The following is a 19,480-nucleotide window of genomic DNA, read 5'->3' on the forward strand; positions in this document are numbered from 1 at the left end:
GGGATAACCTGCAGCTTGCAGGCTCCCGGGTGGGGGGAAAGGTCGAGCGGCGTGGCCAGTGGCCTGCGATCGCCGCCGCGCGAGTCAGCTCAACCCGGCACTGGCCGCTCGCGCGGCATGCAGCTTTTTATAGCTCTCGATCAACCGCAGGTGCTTGTCAAGGCCCTCCAGCTGCATATTGGTGCGCGTGAGGCCGTGGAAACGGACGGTGCCGGTTACTGAACCCACCACCGCTTCCGTGGTCTCCTCGCCGAACATGCGCTTGAGATTGGGGAGGAAGTCGTCCAGTTCCAGCTCGTCGTCCAGCACTATTTCCAGCACGGCGTTCACGGCCTGGTAGAAGAGCCCGCGCTCGACGGTGTTGTCGTTGTACTGCAGGAACATTTCCACGTGCTCCAGCGCTTCTTCATGGCGCTGCAGGGCGAGGTAGATTAGGAGTTTCAGTTCCAGCACGGTGAGCTGGCCCCACACGGTGTTCTCGTCGAACTCGACCCCGATCAGGGTGACGATGGTCTCGTAGTTGTCGATCTGGCTTTCCTCTAAACGCTCCACCAGGTCTTCCAGCTGGTCATCGTCCAGCGTGTGCAGGTTGAGGATATCCTCGCGGTAGTCCAGCGCCTTGTTGGTGTTGTCCCACACCAGGTCTTCCACCGGGTAGACCTCGGAGTAGCCGGGCACCAGGATACGGCAGGCCGGCGCGCCCAGGTCTTCGTACACGGCCATGTACACCTCCTTGCCCATGTCCTCGAGGATAGCGAACAGGCGCTCGGCCTCGGTCTGGTTGGTGTCGTGGTGATCGCCGGAGAAATCCCACTCCACGAACTCGTACTCAGACTTTGCACTGAAGAAGCGCCAGGACACCACGCCGGTGGAATCAATGAAATGCTCCACGAAGTTGTTGGGCTCGGTCACCGCCTCGGTGCTGAAGGTGGGCGGCGGCACGTCGTTCAGGCCCTCGAAGCTGCGGCCCTGCATCAGCTCGGTGAGGCTGCGCTCCAGCGCCACGTGGAAGCTGGGGTGGGCGCCGAAGGACGCGAACACGCCGCCGGTGCGCGGGTTCATCAGGGTCACGCACATCACCGGGAAGCGCCCGCCCAGGGAGGCGTCCTTTACCAGCACCGGGAAGCCCTGCTTCTCCAGCGCCTCGATGGCCTCGACAATATCCGGGTATTTGGCCAGCACCCCGGCAGGCACGTCCGGCAGGGCGATTTCGCGCTCGATGATCTCTTTCTTCACCGCCCGCTCGAAGATCTCCGACAGGCACTGCACCTGCGCCTCGGCCAGGGTGTTGCCGGCACTCATGCCGTTGCTGAGGAACAGGTTCTCGATCAGGTTGGAGGGGAAGTACACCACCTCGCCGTCGGAGCGGCGCACAAACGGCAGCGAGCAGATACCGCGATCGATGCGGCCGGAGTTAGTGTCCACCAGGTTGGAGCCGCCCAGCTCGCCCTCCGGGTTGTAGATGGCCAGGCAGTAGTCGTCCAGGATGCCCTCGGGCAGTTCGTCGCCTGGGCCGGGCTGGAACCACTTCTCGTCCGGGTAATGGACGAAGCCGGCGTTGGCGATTTCCTCGCCGAAGAACTGGTCGTTGTAGAAGAAGTTGCAGTTCAGGCGCTCGATAAACTCGCCCAGCGCCGAACACAGTGCCGCCTCCTTGGTGGCGCCCTTGCCGTTGGTGAAGCACATGGGGCTTGCCGCGTCGCGGATATGCAGCGACCACACGTGGGGCACGATATTGCGCCATGAGGCGATCTCGATCTTCATGCCCAGGTCCGCCAGGATCTTCGTCATGTTGGCGATGGTCTGCTCCAGCGGCAGGTCCTTGCCCTCGATGAAGGTGCGGTGCTCCGCATCCGGCTCCACCATAAGTAGCGCCTGGGCGTCCTCGGCCAGGTTGTCCACCGTCTCGATCTGGAACTCTGGCCCGGTCTGCACAACCTTCTTGACCGTGCAGCGGTCGATGGAGCGCAGGATGCCCTGGCGGTCCTTCTCGGAGATATCCTCCGGCAGCTCCACCTGGATCTTGAAGATCTGGTTGTAGCGGTTCTCCGGGTCGACAATATTGTTCTGCGACAGGCGGATATTGTGGGTCGGGATATCGCGTGCCAGGCAGTACACGCGAACAAAATAGGCCGCACACAGCGCCGAGGAAGCCAGGAAGTAGTCGAACGGGCTGGGTGCCGAGCCGTCGCCCTTATAGCGGATGGGCTGGTCGGTGATGACGGTAAAGTCATCGAACTTGGCTTCCAGTCGAAGGTTATCGAGAAAGTTGACATTGATTTCCATGGGGGACTACCGGGCTTGGGAAATGTGGCGAGCCATAGGGCTGAGGCGCGCATTATCCAGTTTTTGCCCCGGCCCGTCTGCCTGATTTGTAACCAGACGGTCAGTGTCGGCCTCTCCCCAGGTGACTGCACGGCACCAGGAAGTCAGGGGCCGTGCCAAACCACCGGCTCGCCCAATCGGGCCCTTTGGCGGAGGTTTCATAGGCCTTCTGAGCGCCTGGCGGCTTCATCGTAATTTCTCACCTGCCATTTGGGTTTCAGGGCTTCACTCTCCCTGCCCGCTTCGATGTGAATATGGGCTAACTCGATAACAGGCTGCCAACTTTCCTCGGGAGAATGCTGTGCTGCCTTGCAGCTGCAAAAGATTAAAGTATTCGCAGAGTGGAAAATCAGATATTTTTTCCGTCGCCTGAGGCACATCATCGGCGCCATTTTCTGAGCTTCCGGAATTGAGATTCATTAATTTTTCATGATATTTGCTTTCTGTTTCGCCCAAACCTCTCACTTTATGATTTTCTGCGCCAACAGCTAGATCCACGATGGATATCTCCCGCCTCGGTGACAAAATACCGGCGATATAACAGCCCCGTCATTTTGAGTGCCTTTAATTTTTCCCCTTTCAACTCCCTGCCCCGACTATCGCGAAGACTCTTTCGTTATCTCCTTAATTTGAGCGGCAGCAGCGAAGCCCCCTTCGCTGTCATTGTCGCGAGCTTTTTCAAGGGTTCGCTATATGACTGCCAGCAGTACTGTTGGCCCACCACTTGCAAAGTTCAGGTGTGCACGGCGCTCAGCGGAGCCGAATACCAGCAAGATTTTCAGAGGAACACATCATGAACCACGACATCGACCGCGCGCTGGACGATCTCGAGGCGGAAGGAACATGGGAAACACCGTTCGCCGATGGAGTAGATACTGACGAGGGCTATGAGGCCGGAGAGTCCGAAGCATTCGGAGACGAGAATGAAGACGACGACGACGACGGATATGGAAATGAGTTTGATGAGTATGGAGAAGAGGCTGACTCACCCCTGACTGAGGAGGAGGAGATAGATTTCACCATGGAGCTGCTCGATGTCTCCGGCGACGAGGAGCTGGATCAGTTCCTCGGCAAGCTGATCAAGCGCGCATCACGAGGTATTCGCAAGATTGGCAGGCGCGGGCGGCGTTTCATGCGTAGTCGGGCTGGGCGACGGTTGAGAAAGCTTGCAAGGGGCGTGGCCAGGCGAGCGCTACCCCTGGCAGGAAAGGCGGTGGGCACCTACTTCGGTGGCCCTGTCGGTGGTGCCGTTGGAGGGCCAACGGCGGCAGCCGCTGGACGTGCCCTCGGCCTGGAAATCGAAGGGCTGAGCCCCGAAGACCAGGATTTTGAACTGGCGCGCCAGGTCGTACGTTTTACGGCCGGCGCCACCAATGCCGCTGTAGAGGACAACGAGCGGGGCACCTCGTCTGATGAGGCCCTGCGACGCGGCGTGGTAGCGGCAGCAAAACGACACGCGCCAGGCCTGCTGCAACGTAATTCGCAGCTACGTAGAGGCTCGGCTTTGAGCGGGAGCTGGATACGCCGCGGCGACCGGATCATCCTGAGTGGCGTTTAACTGTGTCATCTCTTGATACATCAATACGCTTCCTCGCCTGGGAGGCAAGGGCGCTGCTGGCACGGCTGGGCCAGCTAGAGCCGCTGTCACTCCGGACACCTGCCGCGCCGGCAGCAACCCTGGCGCCTGCCGCCATGGCAGCAATCGAGGCCCATTTGATCCGGGAGCGACGCGAACTGCGAGTAGAGGTATTGGATTTCCTGGCATGGCTCGAGGGGGCCGACGGGCGCAATGCCGCACCCAATCAGCGACAACGACGCTTCGCGCTTCTGAAAATGCGATTCAATGCAGAACTCGATTCGCTGGACATCTTTGCCGACGTGCTTAACCAGCGCAGCGAGCACGAGACGGGACTGTGGCTGGGGGGACTGGATGCGGCGGCCAGTGACGGCCTCCATCGACCGGGAGTGCTGGCAGCACCCCCTCCCGTAGTAACGTACCTCGACCGCGGTCACGGTGCAGCGATTCGCCGGGCGCGCACACGCCTCCCCGGACGTGGCACTAACCCCGTAGCCGTGATTCGCGTGCCCCGCGAACGCATGGTCGGGAGTGGCATTGGAGCCTCTTTGCTTCACGAAGTGGGCCATCAGGCAGCAGCGATGCTGGACCTGATCACCAGCCTGCGAGGCGCACTGCGGCACCACGCTGCCCGGGCAAGTGGTCACCTACCGGCCTGGCGACTCTGGGAGCGCTGGATCTCGGAGATTGTGGCGGATCTCTGGGCCCTGGGAACTCTCGGGATCTCAGCCACTACGGGCTTGATCGGCGTGGTCAGCCTGCCCGGGTACTTCGTCTTCCGCATGCGACTCGACGATCCGCATCCCTTTCCCTGGCTCAGGGTAATGCTGAGTTGTGAAATGGGCCGCCAGCTCTTTCGTGATCCGCAGTGGGACCATCTCGAACAGCTCTGGGTAGGCTTTTATCCTCCCCAATCCCAGAGCCATTCTCGCCGGCGGCTGCTGGAACTACTTCTGGAGACCCTGCCCGAGTTCGTGCAGCTGCTGCTGGAGCATCGCTCAACCAGGCTGCACTGGCGCTCTCTGCGTGAAGCCCTTCCCGCTTCGGCACGCTCGCCCACCCGACTGCGCCAGCTATTCAGGTCTTGCGGTGGCGACATTTCGCAATTGTGCAACATCAGTCCAACCCTAGCGATGGCCACTATTGGCCAGGCTGCAGCCGACAAGCGCCTTGCGCCCACTACCGAGAGCCGCTTACTTCGCCAACTACTACGCCACTGGGCCCTGAAGCGGGTAATTGCACAGAAGACGGATAACGCCATCTGCCATTGCCAGCCCCCTCTCCGACCAGTCAGAACGCGGTGAGGCCCGACAATTACCACTGATTATTACTGGAGAACGGACATGACAAACGATAGCGAACTGAAACTGAAGCTTGTGGCAGATCCTGAGCTTGTCTACAAGGGCAACCCGGTTAAACTCACAGCCTCTGTGTTAGGGCCTAATGAGGTGGATTACACCGATGATTATACCTTTTATTGGGAGCTCACCGCAGGTCCGGATCTCGCTCAGCTCAAGGGCGATGTCTTTAAGGTAGGCAGTTCATCAGATGACGCAGAGGTATTCCTAGACACGGAAAATATGCTTCTCGGCAGCTATACTATAAAGGCCTCAGTGAAGGGCTCCAATGAAAAAAATAAAAATGGCGGTACCGCAAACGACAAAACGACTGCTAGGGCCCGGAAAGAAAGCAAATCACGCACCAAAGAAGAAGACATCTCGGATCTATATGATGAAGTGAAGATCACTGTTCAAGCTTCCGCTCAAGCGGTGCTAGCGGACCAGATCCTCAAAGATGGCATAACGGTCACCTCTCGCAATCCTGAGCCTAGTGCGGACCAGGGCCTGTGGGTCAAGCTGCGCGAGTGCCTTGAGGGCCGGCGCTTCACAGAAGACTACAAAGAATTCATCGATGAGATCATGTGCGGTAAAAGCCGCAGACCCAACCACAATGAGCTAGATGCGCTGCCCCGCGAACCCTGCGCGTATCGGCACGGTGTCAATGGCTATCAGCTGCTAAAGGCAGCAACAGAAGCCTTCCTGCTCTGTCATGCGTGCTGCGACAGCTTGACGGAAATCAAGCAGAAAAAGTTCGACGCTGATGAGGAGCGCTTACGTCTGGGCTACAGCGCTTCGCGACAACAGATGCAGCAGCGCTTGAAGGCCTACCTGAAGACAAACGCTAGTCCCCAGACACTACCCTACCTACGAAAAATTCTTGGCAACCTCGATCTACTCAATTTAAAGCCTGACGCCTACCCCTACTGCAATGACAGCCTCCGCGGCCAGCCCTGCCTGTTTGAGCTCATCTGGTCGTACTGGCAGGAACAGGGCGGACTGATGCAGACGATCAATGCCATCACGCTGCGCTTCCAGAATCGTCGTGTCCGCCCCGTGGGTGAAGCGGATCCCCTCGCAAACCTTGCCCTTGACCCGTTGCGCCCACTGAATAACCTCTTGTGGGGCTATATCCAGGATACCAACCAGCGCCTGACCGTCGCCCGCCGCGCTTACGAGTACGAGCATGAATATGGCCTCACCATACAGGGCAAGGCGGTGGGCGATCTGCAGCCGGTCGAGCGTCGGGCCCGCTTCCTGGAGTCATTCCACGCGCTGCTCCACGCAGCTTCTGTGTTCTACCACGACAAACAGAACACGATGGTCAATCCCGATCCTTTCCCAATACTTGAGAAAATTCGCGCAGTCCACCTGCTGCTCGCCGAGGGAGCACACAATCAGTTTGGCGACCTGCCATCAACGGCTCGCGCAGAGATGATGCTGGCGCAGTGGCTGATGGCCCAGCAACCGATGCGAGAATTCCTTCAGTCCCGGGCCATGGTCCCGTATGCCGAGCCCTGGATGGGGCAGGTGGACGCCATGCATAAGTTGATGGGCTGGTCCGACGCTTCTGCCACCTACTTCGCGCGCCTTGCCAATTATGGCGAGATGATCCTGCTGTCGATCAGGTATGGCAATTGGGCTAGCGTCAACCACCCCGCGCAAGCGGAAAACTGGCTGACTTACTGGCGCGCCGAAATCCAGGGCTACATCGAAGCCTATAGAACCGTGACTGGAGTGGACCTGGCTGCGAAGCCACAGCAGCCGGCACGCATTAATACGACGCAGCCCAGTGAGCTACTTCAGAGAGGGTCCCAGTCATGAGATACCTCTCAAAGGCCGATCGGACTCGACTCATTCCACAGCTTGAAACTCTGCTCGTCGATCGAAAAGAAATTCGAGAACTACCGCCACAGCCCAAGTTGCCTCCGAGGAGACATAGCCGCTTGTCGGGATCAGTCGGAAGGAGAGGTACTAATCGCAAGAAGGACGTCCGGTATGTTCAGCTACTACTGAATACATTCATTGTTGCGGGCAAGCTCCCTGGATTTCGGCGCTTGAATATTGATGGCATCGCGGGCTCGAACACGGTCAAAGCAATTAAAGCTTTTCAGCGCCTCGCCGTTGGTATGACCAATCCTGACGGCAGAATCGACCCAGGCGGAAAGACACTAAAAGTGCTTGGTGGATCGGCCTTGCCGAACACCATATTTCCGGGACCACCGAGACAACCTACGGTTCCATCATCGACACCTCTCGGCCCGACCGGTGTTCCCTATTTCCGGGGTGTCCAGAAGCCGATTTGGCCTGTCCAAACTACACACCCTAAACGTCTGAAAATAGCCCCACAAGATATTCGTAGCAAGTGGAGAAGCAGAGGGTTTGGTGCGCGTCGGGATAATGGTAGAAGACACCAAGGTGTTGATCTCTATGGTTATCACAAAGATCTAGTTGTCGCCATAGCAGATGGCGTAGTAGTCGATAATCCTCGGCATTTTTACCATGGGACCGACAGAGTTCTCATACGTGGCGAAGGGGGCGTTATTCTCTACGGTGAAATCGAACATCGCTCTGCCCAGAAAATGGGTTTATCAAAGGGAAAGTACGTAAAGGCAGGAGACCCAGTTGGTAGGGTCGGGCGCATGTCCGGAGGAAGCAGCATGCTTCATCTGGAGGCCTACCGAACAGACATAACAAGTAGGCCACGCAAACGGTGGTATGCAGGAAAGTCCCCGCCAGCCGAACTACTCGATCCTACCGATTTATTACAGCGGGCAGCGGCGCGGGACCGGGAGGCCTCTGGCATAAAGAACGAATTGATCGGCAAAGATCAAAATCTTGCACTTCTCCCGGAGATCGAAGCGTTTCTCGCCGATTCCCCTAACTCAACTGACCAGATTCAACAGCTGGAATTCCCCGCGTTAATTGTGCGGAGGCTGTCGGGGTCAGTCGGAAATAATGGCATCAATCGAGAAGACGACGTCCGCTCTGTCCAGCAACTACTAAATATTTTTATCATTGCAGGCTGGCTTCCCGGCATTGGCCCTTTATCGGTCGACGGCGTTGTTGGTCCGAAGGTCATCGCTGCTATTAAGGCTTTCCAACGCGTCTTTGTTGGTATGATCAATCCCGACGGCAGAGTCGACCCAAGTGGGAAGACCCTCGCGAAACTCAACGGCTCAGTGTTCCAGCAACCAGCATCAGCAGCCGCGCCATTAAAACCAATCGCAACGGATGGCACTACTCCAAGCCTGGTCACCGGACCTGTGCAAAGAAGCCTTGCGGACATTCGGTTTATTGCCTACAAAGCTGGGCTTACAAAGGCTTATCAGGACTTCTTGACGTTCCTGGCTTACGGTGAATCAAGAGGAAATAACCTGACAGGGCTAGGGATCCCAGGGCAATTCCCTCCATGGACGAAGACATACCAAAAGTGGGTTGACCGTGGAAGGCCATCTCTAAAGGGCAGTCAGATCCGAGAGGCCAATGCCGCGGCGAAGGGATATCGTAGAAATCAAAGATCGCTTGGCGGATGTTGGCCCGAAGTAAACTACACCTTCGGATCCGGAGGATGGTTTGGTTTTCTTCCTTCAAGTGGCCTGGCAGTTTTCAGAAATACAGAAATTACTTGCTTACATCCTTGGTCGATCTTCGATGGGCCGACCTCTGTGGTCATGGCAATGGGCTATATTTATAGTCTCCAGCGTCGATTTTCGTACAAAAGAAACCCTACTGTACTCACATTAAGAATCGGCTTTGCGTCCCCATCAAAGATGAGCGACGTTGAATTCACCAACAAGAGGATTCCCAAATATACACGACAGCTTCGGGCGATTGGCTTAAGCGACGAATTCCTGAATATGGAGCTTCCTCCACTACCGGCATTTGACCCTCTAATATTAATGAAACGGCTTGGCGCGATACTATGGCTCCCCAGATAATTAGTTGCTTCTTTCGTCGGGCTTGGTAGTCTGGATTGGATATGGCCACTAAGTATGGGCTAACGAGCGGTGGAGACTACCAAGTCTGGCGATCTAGAAGTCTGCATATATACCTGATAAACGCTGCGAGTATCATCACGCCCACTATCAGGCTATTTTTCCTAGTTCCATGAAATTAAAATCAGCCAAGTTTAATTAGCCCCCCAAATTAAGCTCCGGCGGCCTGCAGATATTGCTGCACAGCACGTTGTGATACTCGCAATCGATGCGCCGAGCGAGCGGTGTCACCATTCTCCTCTATCAGCACTATGCGGTAAGCAGTGTCGGCCACAGCACTGCGCAGCTCGGCGATCCCGTTACCTCTGGCCAGTGCCGTTCGGATTGCTTGCTCCCAAGCGTTATCAGGCCAAGTAGGCATGTGCTCGATAGCAGCGTTGACTTCCGCCTCCGGCAAGCAACCCAGGGTAATCGGCCCCGGCGGTACATAGCGCTGACCGACATGTAGTAGCAGCTGGCGCAATTCGCGGACATTGCCGGGGTAGCTGCGCTGCAACAGGTAGTCGCGTACAGACGCGTCAAGCACTGGTGTTACCCCTTCCTCCATCAGCTCTTCGATAAACGCCTGCGCCAAGTGGGGTATATCTTCACGACGCTCTGCCAGTGAAGGCATCCGTAGCACGCATCCGGCGATACGATAGTAGAGATCCTCCCGGAAACGCCCGCCAGCTATATCTGCCTCGAGATCGCGATGAGTGGCACAGATCAGGCGGAAGCAGGTGTGCAGCCACTGGTTGCTGCCAACTCGCTTATAGGTGCCCTCCTGTATCACACGCAAAAGCTCCGCTTGTAGGCGCAGCGGAAGTTCACCAACTTCATCCAGGAACAGGGTGCCTCCATCGGCTTCAGCGAAGGCACCATCGCGGGCGCGAACGGCACCTGTGAAGGCACCCCGCTCGTGACCAAAAAACTCACTCCCCGAGAGCTCCGGGACAATAGTCGTACAATCGCACACGACGAAAGGACACGCTTCGGAATTTTCACCCAAATCATGGATCATCCGCGCCAGCAGCTCTTTGCCCGTGCCGGTTTCGCCCGTCACTAACACCGCACTTCGCCTGAACCGGGCAACCTCTGTCGCTGCATAAAGCACTCTCCGCAGGGCGGGGCTTTGCCCGCGCAGCCGCGCTCTTACTATGGGTGTATTCAGTGACGTGTCGATTTCAAGCCAACGCTGTAGTCGCGACACTATTGAGTTGGCGGGCTCCGCACAGCTGTCCCAAGCCAGAATATCGCGGGCGCCGGCGCGCAGCAGTGCCCAGGAATTCTCACCGGCAATGGTGCTGGCACTAGCTGCCACCGCTAAAGTCTGTGAGCCTCGCTGTCGCTTGACCTCGTGTAGAAAGTTGTGAACGTCAGCACACGGCTTCTCGAACAATAAAACGCCCGGGCCCCGGTAGTCTCCGGCGGCCCTGGTCACAGCAATATCCTCGTGCGCTAACTGCCCAATCAATATGTCGCGTGCTTCCGCGGGGAATTCCGCTGTGCATTGGAGCCAAACCCGCCGCTCTCCCATCTTGCGTTCGCTGATGATGTGACCCACTATTCGACCCTCGGCTTTTAACGCCAAGCATGCCCGTCGAAAGCCGCAAATCCCCTCCTCGATGGCGCGATCTGGGCTTGGCTCAATGGACTATTGGATGCTTAAGTGGGAGAGATAATAGCGGAATTGAATTCGTGTATGTTGGTCTAACTGACGAAGGGCAGCATAGACGACGGATCAATTATTACACCTTGTTACAACAATCCCCAGTACGACAGTGCGCACTAAAGCACAGACAAGTAACCGGCCCATTTTGCCCAAAGGAAGCTATTACCGACAATTGAGAGTCCGCCAATTCATTACACAAGCTCATTTCCCAGCAGATACAGTTTAGATGAAACAGATGAAATCTGTGGTCACCAGGATCGAGGCAGAAAAGAAGCGACAAGGTTTAGCTGGCTTTCAGATCAACGACTTGTCGAACTAGCCGAATAAGAGGAAGTGCGCGTTCTCGCTGGCTCGCTTGCCTAGTTCGCAACCAGCCGGACAGGCCCCGGCACAGAGTGACGACACCCGCTCGCGGGAGTCACTCCCGCCCGCCTCCCTGCCCGGCGCCGGCTTGTTGCAGGGAGATCATCTTCTGGAACGGCTCGAGCATGGACCGGAGATCCTGATCCGGCTCGAGTAGCTCCATTGCCATCGCGATACTCTCCACCGTCGACAGACTGTTGGGCAGCGAGGAGCGGCGCACCCGGTAGTTGGACTGCAGGTCCCCCTCCAGGCTTACCCGCGGCAGTTGCTGCAGCGCCGGGTGCAGGTGGAGCATCTTCTTCGACTTGCGCCAGTTAGCGTCGATCACAACCAGCTGCTCCAGGGGGCCGCTGGCCATCATCCCGCCCTTGCCCACCTGCTCTACAGCGGGAAGCCAGTCCAGGTTGGGATAGAGCAGCGCCGAACGGGGCGCAAGCAGTCGCGCCAGCCCGGTACCGGTCAGCGTTTCCGCCACCACCAGCTCGCTGTTCTCCAGGCACAGGTGCGCCATGCGGCCAGTGTTGAACGGGTGCTTCTCTTCCAACGGGTGCTGTATGATCAGCACCTTGATTCGGTTGGGAATATGGACCAGCGCGCTGCAGTAACAGACGTTCAGCGGGCGTTGGCAGGTGGGGCAGATCTGGCGCGGCATAGATGAGTGAGAATCCCGAGTTTACGGCCCACTGGCTCTCCGATGCAGAGATCCCACTGGCCAGCAAATTCTACCGCACCTACAAATTTCGCGGCAAAGCGCGGCGCCATGATCCCTGCATGGTGATCAGGAACAGCCACCAGCAGATCATCGCCTGCGGATGCCTGCGTCAGCTGACCGGCGCGCAGTTGCTCACCGGGGTGGCGGTGGCGCCGGACTACCAGGGACAGGGGGTCGCTCGCTTGCTGCTAAACAGCATGAGCGAGGCTTTTGGAGAGCTTACATTTACCTTCCCCTACCGCCACCTGGTTCTGTTTTACAGGTCCCTGGGTTTTGCAGAGGAAAGGCCGGGTGGGCAGCCAAGCTCGATCGTCGATCGATACTCCACCTACCAGAAGCAGGGGCGCGATATCCTGGTGATGCGCTATCACGCCCCGGCAGATTCCTGACTGACGTTCTTACTTATTCGGTTCTTCAATAAAGCGCAGGTAAGGAATCTTGGCGTGGAATGTACCGAACTTTTCCCTGGCCTGTTCGTCGTCCAGGGTCAGCGCCACAATCACATTCTGCCCCGGCTCCCAGTCTGCGGGTGTCGCAATCGGCACACCATCCGTAGCCTGGACGGCATCCAGGGCACGCAGGATCTCGCCGAAGTTGCGCCCCACCGACATGGGATATGACATGGTCAGCCGTACCTTCTTGTCTGGACCTATGATGAATACCGTACGCACGGTTGCAGTGTCGGCCGCTGTGCGGCCATCGGGCAGGTAGGCATCAGCTGGCAACATGTCGTAGAGCTTGGATACCTCGAGCGAGGAATCATCGATGATGGGGAAATCGGCAGGCGCCCCGGCAAAGGTTTCGATATCCTGCTTCCACTTCACGTGATCATCGACACTATCTACAGATACGCCAATCAGCTTGGTGTTGCGCTTGGTGAATTCATCGGACAGCTTTGCGGCGGCCCCGAACTCGGTCGTACATACCGGCGTAAAATCCTTCGGATGTGAAAACAGGATAGCATAATTGTCGCCAATCCATTCATGGAACTTCAGCTCGCCGGCGGTAGAATCCGCGGTAAAATCTGGCGCGGTATCGTTTATACGTATAGCCATAGACACTAGTCCTCAGTTGAAACCCAACGTGAATTCAGGGCCATTGCCCCCGAAGCCAGACATGGTCATAGGATCAGGGAGCATGTTGCGGCCAAATGATTTGGAAGCGACGCAAGGCATAGTACCTGCAAGCCGGGCCCTGCGCGCACCGGGGCGTGGAAACCTGCAGGATCAGTCACCAGAATCTACAGGAAAGACAATCCACAGCGGACCTGGTCGTCGCTCGCAAAAATTCGTGACTAAAAATAGCCAGAGAGAATCAAGGTAGACAAGATCCCGGTGGCCAACCAGCTATGGAGGACGCCACGCCTGACGTTTGGCTGGAGCTAATGGCCTGAAGGGGGCTCGGGCTGCGGGAAGATAAACAGCGCGACAAGCTATGTGGACACACCGGGAGAGAACAGCTCGGCAAGCCCGCGCCACAGGGGCTTCCTGAGGGCGAGCGCTTCAAAGCCTGCTCGGGTGGAGCCACTTTTATTCCGGTGGCTCCAACCAGCTTCATGACATCCAGAGCGCCGGGAACGCCAGCGTTTGGCCCAAATTCGTGGCAGGAATAATCGCAATAAAGGCAATTTGGGTAACGACGTAAATAGGGACGCTCCACTTCAATACCGGATGTACACCATTGAATTTCATCCGGTCCATGATCATTGGGGCTACCAGGAGGACATAGGTCGACAATAGGGTCACAGCCATACCGTCAACGGGAACGACTGGCAAATAAGCCACACGTGTGACAGAGGCCGAAATCATGCTCAGCGAGGCCATTAGCATAAAACGTTTATGGCTATGCAGCCGTTTCCTGTACAGCACGCCTAGCGCGTAAAACACAGCAAAGCTTAAGAGCGTGTGCAAAATAGCCCATACAAAAGTTGCACGGTACATCAAATACGACTGGTCCCAACTACTATCGTACCCCGCCATTACCCCTACAAGCATTTCGATCCCGCTGAAAAGTAGCAGTGCGAAAAGAGCCAGGCTTGAGTAGCCAAGTTTCTTGTGAAGTGCAGTATTGCCTGTTGCCGACAGGTTAGACTGTACCGTGAACAGGACATACCAGCCCAGGTACAATATCGCATGTACGATAAAGGACACTGAGACAGATTCAGCTGGGTCCAAAATCTTGGAATAGTGCGGCAGGAGGCTGACTATGATTACGCCGAGCAATATGAGCGAGAAATTCCGATATATGGGCTGACGCGTAAACCGAACGCCTTTCTCCGACCAGCCAAGCTCGCCTGATTCCAGTTTTCCTGTCTGCTCCATCTTATTATCCTTTTCTGGTTTTTATTAATTTCATAACTGCGGTCAGCAGGATCGGCCAGCGCTGCGTGACTAAGGTGGTTATCGTGAGCGTTTTTATTATGTCAGGCGCCACTCCTTAGATCAGCTTTTCCAGATACTCTTTCAAGACCCGGGCGTGGTTGTGCTCCTTATCTTTCGCACCATACAAGAGAACAAGGTTTTTCTGGGTTACCTCTTCGAGGTGCTCTTTCGCCAGTTCCTTATTCTTGCTGAGCTCGCTTAGATACTTCTTCCTGAAATCTCCCCACTTATCGGGGTCATGATCGAACCATTTGCGCAGGTCATCACTGGGGGCCAGGTTTTTCCAGTGGCCGTCCAGGTCAGCCTCATCCTTTGAGATACCGCGTGGCCACAACCGGTCTACGAGTGCGTGATATCCCTGTGGCACGTTGTCATCATAAATACGATGTATCTTGATATTCATACCTGCAGCACCGAGCGACGGGAGACATACCAGAGGTAACGATCCTACTTCTGGATATATGAAGCCCCTGATCATTTACCATGGTAGATCAGCTTTCTAAGCTTAACTGCTTTGCAGGTCAATTTCCTATAAAAGTGGTCCCGCCAACCCCCAGTAGTAGAGGCATAAGCAGATACTCAGGCGGCTCACGGACAGCTCAGAGACGCTCCGACAAAGTAGAGGGTTGGTACGGTCGTGTAGTTAATAGATTCGGAGTGGTTGCGCGATTTGAATTAAGCCCTGAGGCCGGAATCAATATCGCTTAACTGTCTCACGGTAGCCATCGCCTTCTCCTTCTTTGGCTGCATAGTTTTCCAGTGAAAATTGCTGCCCACGCACTCCCCCTCCCACCCCGTAGCTATACAGGAGCTCATACCTGGGACTCGGATCCGTGGCAGTCTCAGCCAATTACCCTAATTGTGGGTGCCCTTTTTACTTTTACACCGGGAGGGAGTGAATACCGGCGGATGTTTTCCCACCTGTTTGCGAAGGCGTCCGCCCTGTTGGGCGGGCTATCTAGCAGCTTGCCTCGCGCGGCTTCAGATTGACCAGGTTATTCAGGACGCCTTCCAGGCCACCGTAGACAGATATCTTGTCGATACGCGCGGTTACCCGCTCCAGGGCTTCCAGCTCCTTCAGGCGCATAAGTACCGGGTTGTTGTCCATCATCTTTGCGGTGTTATGCAGCGACCGCATCGCCTGGGTTTCCTCCCGGCGCTTGATCAGGTTGGCCTCGGACTCCTTCTGGGCCTCCACCACCTGGTTGAGGATCTGCTTCATATCCCCCGGCAGGATAATGTCCTTCACGCCGACCGTCGCCAGCTCGATACCGTACTGTGCCAGCTTTTCCCGCGCAGCCGTGGCGATGCCCTGGTTCAGGCTGTTCTTGTCCTCCAGCAGCGCGTCCAGGGTGTTGCCCCCAACCGCCTCACGCAGGCGCAACTGGAGTTCACGGTAGATGTATTCCGCGTAGTTACCCAGCTTGAGCGCAGCGCGCTCGGCATCCAGAACCCGGTAGTTCGCGCTCAGGTTGATGCGCAGGCTCACCCGGTCACGGGTGAGGATTTCCTGGCCACTGACCTCCACGGTCTGCAGCCTGAGATCCACCAGGGGCACAACGATGGTCCGGTTGTATTTCCAGAAGCCGTAACTGCCGGGTTCGAGTTTGCGTACCAGCGTTCCGTTGACGGTGAGCAGGCCCACGTGTTCATTCGGCACCTCGACATAAAGGAGAGCGGACTCCACCGACGCCTTCGGTACCGCGGCGGAGCCCCGACCGAGCAGGCTGACAAGCCGCTCATCCACGGTGTACTCCTCGCTGATATCGATAATATCGACGCGCACCTTCTCCACGCCTTTCCAGACCGCCAGGAAAGTACCCGGGCTGAGGACATCCACCAGATGTCCGTCGCGGTACAGCAGGCCAACCTGTTTGTCACCCAGCTCGTAGGTCTCTGTGTACGGCGCCAGCTTTTCCGCATGGGTGCTGAGGAAGAATTTGGCGTTCGGGCGCTCGAACAGCACACCACTGATATCGTGGATCTCGACGGTGGCCCTGCCAGCCAGGTGCAGCAGGCGGTGCCGGCCGGGCTCGAGCACGCCGACAAAACGGTTACGGCGGAACAGCAGCGCCCGCTCGTGATCGGCAATATCTACACTTTTCCATATCATCATTTTGCTTTTCCTTACATCCATTCCCCGGCGCATTGACTGCGCAACCAGAGGTGAGGCCCACCCGGAAGCCCGGGGGCCGGCCGCTTGAACCAGGCAGGTGACACAGTCATCGGCCGGCCGGCCTGCAGCGGGATACGCCAATGCGCATTGCCTTCGCTTCAGGCGAGTCCGGCGTGGCTGCGCCACGTGCCAGGTTGCCCACCACCGGCGCCCGGACTTCCGGCGCCTCCGGACACCAGCGGCTGCCTTCCCGGGGGACGGCAAGTCGCCAGGACCCAGGGGCCATGGGCCTCTGGTAGTCAACAAGGGTCTTAACCCTGTGGGGATTTGAACCCCAGGCTTTCGCCTTTTCCGGATAAGTCGTGTAATCGACGACGTTACTCTGGCAGGAGTCGAACCTGCGACCGGCCGAAACCTTCGGCTGCTCTACCTCTGAGCTACAAAGTAGTGTTCAGGTAATTGCGCCGGCAGGTACACAGCAAGCCACAGGCTCCTGTGCCGGGCTGGCGTTGTGAACCAGCTCCGCATGCCGGGCCATTGGCCCAAACTCTTTGACAGTCACCAGCGTATTGCAGGTGACCAGTGTTCTAACGGGGGCACATCCCCTGTGCCATTTTTCATCCCTGGGCATATCCTGCTGCCAATACCTACCGTGCTTGCATGCTGTCCGGCACATTGACAATCCAAGCCGGCCCGCTCTCCCTGCGCACACTGATTTCTGTCCCGGTGAGCTGCCGGATCACCTCGATATTGGTCAGCAGGTGCTGGCTCGGCGCCAGCGTCCTGAAGCAGCCGCCCCGACCCAGCACCATCGGCAGCAGCAGCTGGTCCGCCAGGTGTTCGCCAACCGGAACACCGGCTTCCATATATCGCTTGAACTCTTTCACCGCGCGGCCGGCAACCCGTTCCGACGACAGCTGCTTCTCGCCCACCACCTCGATCACCTCGGTGACGTGCTCCGCGTACACACGCAGCGAGACGATGTTGCCAGGCCCGAATGAATCCACCTGCCGGCGGTGCAATTCTTCCGGTACCCAGTCGCCCTTGCTCGCGATATGCCGCAACTCCCGGTCAGCGACGTGGCCCGGTATCTGCGCCGAGGTGACCAGCGCCTCCTTGCTGAGCACAGCGCCCCGCTCCAGGAGATCCAGCGGCTTCAGTTCGCCCACCGGGTAGATTCGTGCCCGCCACTTGCCGCCGCCGGCGGGGTAAAAGCCGAACCTTTCCAGCTGCACCTCGGCCCGGTAACCCATCTGCGCCATCACCGGCAGGAAACCAGCCTGGATAAAGTCGAAGCTGGGCGCCTGCTTGTTGTGAGTGCCGCCCTCCAGGCAGACCTCGCTCACCCCATCCGCCAGCAGCAACGGCAACAGGATGGTCTGGAACACCAGGCTGGTGCTGCCGGCGGTGCCAATGGCAAACCGATACTCCCCCGCACGCACCTCTCCCGGCTTAAAGGTCACCTCGGTGGAGCTCAGCTCAGCCCCCGTCACCTCCGCGCCGGAGATCGCCTGGGCCGCATGCAGGCACACCAGGTGCTGGCGCATCAGGCCCGGCTTGCGGCGGCCGGCGCGGATATTCCTTATCCGCACCGGCTCCCCCAGGCAGGTCGAGAGAGTGAGCGCGGAGCGGAAAATCTGGCCGCCGCCCTCGCCCTGTGATCCATTAATGGTATGCATGGTCCTATCCTTTCACGCAGACGACCTGTTTCAGGGTGTAGACCACTTCCACCAGGTCTTTCTGGGCGGCCATCACCTTCTCGATCGGCTTGTAGGCCGCCGGGGTTTCATCGATTACGCCGGCATCCTTCCGGCATTCCACATCGGCGGTGGCCTGCAGGTGCTCTTCCAGCGACACCAGCTTCTTGGCCTTGGTGCGGGACATGACCCGGCCCGCGCCGTGGCTGCAGCTACAGAAGCTGTCCGCATTTCCCAGCCCGCGGACGATGAAGGAACGTGCCCCCATGCTCCCCGGGATAATCCCCATCTCGCCTTCACGGGCACGCACCGCCCCCTTGCGGGTAACCAGCACGTTCTTGCCGAAGTGGTGCTCGCGGGACACATAGTTATGGTGGCAATTCACTGCCTCCATACGGGCCTCGAACTCCATCCCCAGCGCCGCCTTCACCGCATCGATGGTGCGGGCCATCATTACCTCGCGGTTGATGCGGGCAAAGTCCTGCGCCCACTCCACCGCCTCCACATACTGGTCGAAGTGCTCGGTACCTTCCGGCAGGTAGCTCAGGTCGGTATCCGGCAGGTGAATATGCCAGCGCTCCATGTCCTTCTTCGCCATCTCGATAAAGTGCGTACCGATGCGGTTACCCACACCGCGGGAACCGCTATGCAGCATCAGCCAGACGCTGTCGTGCTCATCCAGGCACATCTCGATAAAGTGGTTACCGGTCCCGAGCGTACCCAGGTGGTTGATGTTGTTGGTGTTCTTCAGCACCGGGTGCTTTTCCTGCAGTGCATCAAACTGCGCCGCCAGCGGCGCCCAGGCCTGCATCACATCGTCCGGCAGGTTCCCCCACGCACCCTTGTCGCGGCTTCCGCGCAGCCGCGCGGAACGCCCGTGGGGAACCGCCCGCTCGATAGCGGAACGCACACCCGCCAGGTTGTCCGGCAGTTGCGACGCCTTGAGGCTGGTGCGAACCGCCATCATGCCGCAGCCGATATCCACACCCACGGCCGCCGGGATCACGGCGCCGAGTGTCGGCACCACACTGCCGATGGTGGCACCCTTACCCAGGTGCACGTCCGGCATGGCCGCCACCCACTGGTGGATAAACGGCATGCGGGAGATGTTCTTCAGCTGCTCCTTGGCCTCAGCTTCGAAAGGCACGCCGACAGTCCACGACTTGATCGGTACACCACCGTCCTGCATTACTTCATAGGCTTGCTGAGTCATTTTTCCTTTCCTTCTTCTTTCTTCCTGGCCTTTCTCAACCGCTGCCAGGTTCATACTTGCTTATGTGTAATCCCTGTATTGCCAAGACAGTGCCAACTTTTGCCCAGCTGA

General features: G+C 57.8%; 15 protein-coding genes and 1 tRNA gene. 5 read left to right on the forward strand and 11 right to left on the reverse strand.

Annotation, left to right across the window (positions count from 1 at the left end; genetic code table 11):
• Positions 1 to 84: 84 nt before the first annotated feature.
• Both BLT26_RS15310 and BLT26_RS16415 read right to left on the reverse strand, forming a co-directional pair.
• The gene (locus BLT26_RS15310) at positions 85 to 2,286 is read right to left on the reverse strand and encodes an OsmC domain/YcaO domain-containing protein (protein WP_091516659.1); all 2,202 of its coding nucleotides are present in this window, start codon (positions 2,284 to 2,286) and stop codon (positions 85 to 87) included.
• Positions 2,287 to 2,550: 264 nt separating this feature from the next.
• A complete protein-coding gene (locus BLT26_RS16415) occupies positions 2,551 to 2,823 on the reverse strand; it encodes a hypothetical protein (protein ID WP_139169621.1) in 273 nt (90 codons plus the stop codon).
• Positions 2,824 to 3,118: 295 nt separating this feature from the next.
• On the opposite strand from BLT26_RS16415, the gene BLT26_RS15320 reads away from it, so the two are divergent.
• The 4 genes from BLT26_RS15320 (at position 3,119) to BLT26_RS15340 (ending at position 9,179) form a co-directional block, all read left to right on the forward strand.
• On the forward strand, positions 3,119 to 3,883 hold the full coding sequence (locus tag BLT26_RS15320) for a hypothetical protein (protein WP_091516666.1): 765 nt from the start codon (positions 3,119 to 3,121) through the stop codon (positions 3,881 to 3,883).
• 2 nt (positions 3,884 to 3,885) lie between these two features.
• The gene (locus BLT26_RS16420; RefSeq protein WP_139169624.1) at positions 3,886 to 5,205 is read left to right on the forward strand and encodes a hypothetical protein; all 1,320 of its coding nucleotides are present in this window, start codon (positions 3,886 to 3,888) and stop codon (positions 5,203 to 5,205) included.
• Positions 5,206 to 5,244: 39 nt separating this feature from the next.
• Positions 5,245 to 7,062, forward strand: a complete 1,818-nt coding sequence (locus BLT26_RS15335) for a hypothetical protein (RefSeq protein ID WP_091516675.1) — start codon at positions 5,245 to 5,247, stop codon at positions 7,060 to 7,062.
• A gap of 233 nt (positions 7,063 to 7,295) precedes the next feature.
• Positions 7,296 to 9,179 carry a peptidoglycan-binding protein gene (locus tag BLT26_RS15340; protein WP_175453149.1) on the forward strand — a complete coding sequence of 628 codons (1,884 nt, stop codon included), beginning with the start codon at positions 7,296 to 7,298 and terminating at the stop codon, positions 9,177 to 9,179.
• Between the two features lie 208 nt (positions 9,180 to 9,387).
• Here BLT26_RS15340 and BLT26_RS15345 read toward each other — a convergent pair whose 3' ends face one another.
• A complete protein-coding gene (locus BLT26_RS15345; RefSeq protein WP_139169626.1) occupies positions 9,388 to 10,779 on the reverse strand; it encodes a sigma-54-dependent transcriptional regulator in 1,392 nt (463 codons plus the stop codon).
• Between the two features lie 526 nt (positions 10,780 to 11,305).
• Positions 11,306 to 11,902, reverse strand: coding sequence for a tRNA-uridine aminocarboxypropyltransferase (locus BLT26_RS15350; protein WP_091516687.1), 597 nt, complete (start codon positions 11,900 to 11,902; stop codon positions 11,306 to 11,308).
• A gap of 2 nt (positions 11,903 to 11,904) precedes the next feature.
• Here BLT26_RS15350 and BLT26_RS15355 point away from each other — a divergent pair, with 2 nt between their 5' ends.
• A complete protein-coding gene (locus tag BLT26_RS15355) occupies positions 11,905 to 12,351 on the forward strand; it encodes a GNAT family N-acetyltransferase (protein WP_091516690.1) in 447 nt (148 codons plus the stop codon).
• Positions 12,352 to 12,360: 9 nt separating this feature from the next.
• On the opposite strand, the gene BLT26_RS15360 is transcribed toward BLT26_RS15355, so the two are convergent.
• The 7 genes from BLT26_RS15360 to BLT26_RS15390 form a co-directional block, all read right to left on the reverse strand.
• The gene (locus BLT26_RS15360; RefSeq protein ID WP_091516693.1) at positions 12,361 to 13,017 is read right to left on the reverse strand and encodes a peroxiredoxin; all 657 of its coding nucleotides are present in this window, start codon (positions 13,015 to 13,017) and stop codon (positions 12,361 to 12,363) included.
• A 498-nt stretch (positions 13,018 to 13,515) separates the two neighbouring features.
• Positions 13,516 to 14,283 carry a hypothetical protein gene (locus tag BLT26_RS15365; protein WP_091516697.1) on the reverse strand — a complete coding sequence of 256 codons (768 nt, stop codon included), beginning with the start codon at positions 14,281 to 14,283 and terminating at the stop codon, positions 13,516 to 13,518.
• A gap of 115 nt (positions 14,284 to 14,398) precedes the next feature.
• On the reverse strand, positions 14,399 to 14,746 hold the full coding sequence (locus tag BLT26_RS15370) for a DUF488 domain-containing protein (RefSeq protein ID WP_091516701.1): 348 nt from the start codon (positions 14,744 to 14,746) through the stop codon (positions 14,399 to 14,401).
• Between the two features lie 555 nt (positions 14,747 to 15,301).
• Positions 15,302 to 16,459 carry a slipin family protein gene (locus BLT26_RS15375; protein ID WP_091516704.1) on the reverse strand — a complete coding sequence of 386 codons (1,158 nt, stop codon included), beginning with the start codon at positions 16,457 to 16,459 and terminating at the stop codon, positions 15,302 to 15,304.
• A 377-nt stretch (positions 16,460 to 16,836) separates the two neighbouring features.
• Positions 16,837 to 16,906: transfer RNA gene (locus BLT26_RS15380), tRNA-OTHER, on the reverse strand.
• A 200-nt stretch (positions 16,907 to 17,106) separates the two neighbouring features.
• Positions 17,107 to 18,138, reverse strand: a complete 1,032-nt coding sequence (gene rtcA, locus BLT26_RS15385; RefSeq protein ID WP_091516709.1) for an RNA 3'-terminal phosphate cyclase — start codon at positions 18,136 to 18,138, stop codon at positions 17,107 to 17,109.
• 4 nt (positions 18,139 to 18,142) lie between these two features.
• Positions 18,143 to 19,369 (reverse strand): RtcB family protein, encoded by a 1,227-nt coding sequence (locus tag BLT26_RS15390; RefSeq protein WP_091516713.1) that lies wholly within the window; start codon positions 19,367 to 19,369, stop codon positions 18,143 to 18,145.
• Between the last annotated feature and the right edge of the window lie 111 nt (positions 19,370 to 19,480).

The sequence above is a fragment of the Microbulbifer yueqingensis genome, assembly GCF_900100355.1.
Lineage (GTDB): Bacteria > Pseudomonadota > Gammaproteobacteria > Pseudomonadales > Cellvibrionaceae > Microbulbifer > Microbulbifer yueqingensis.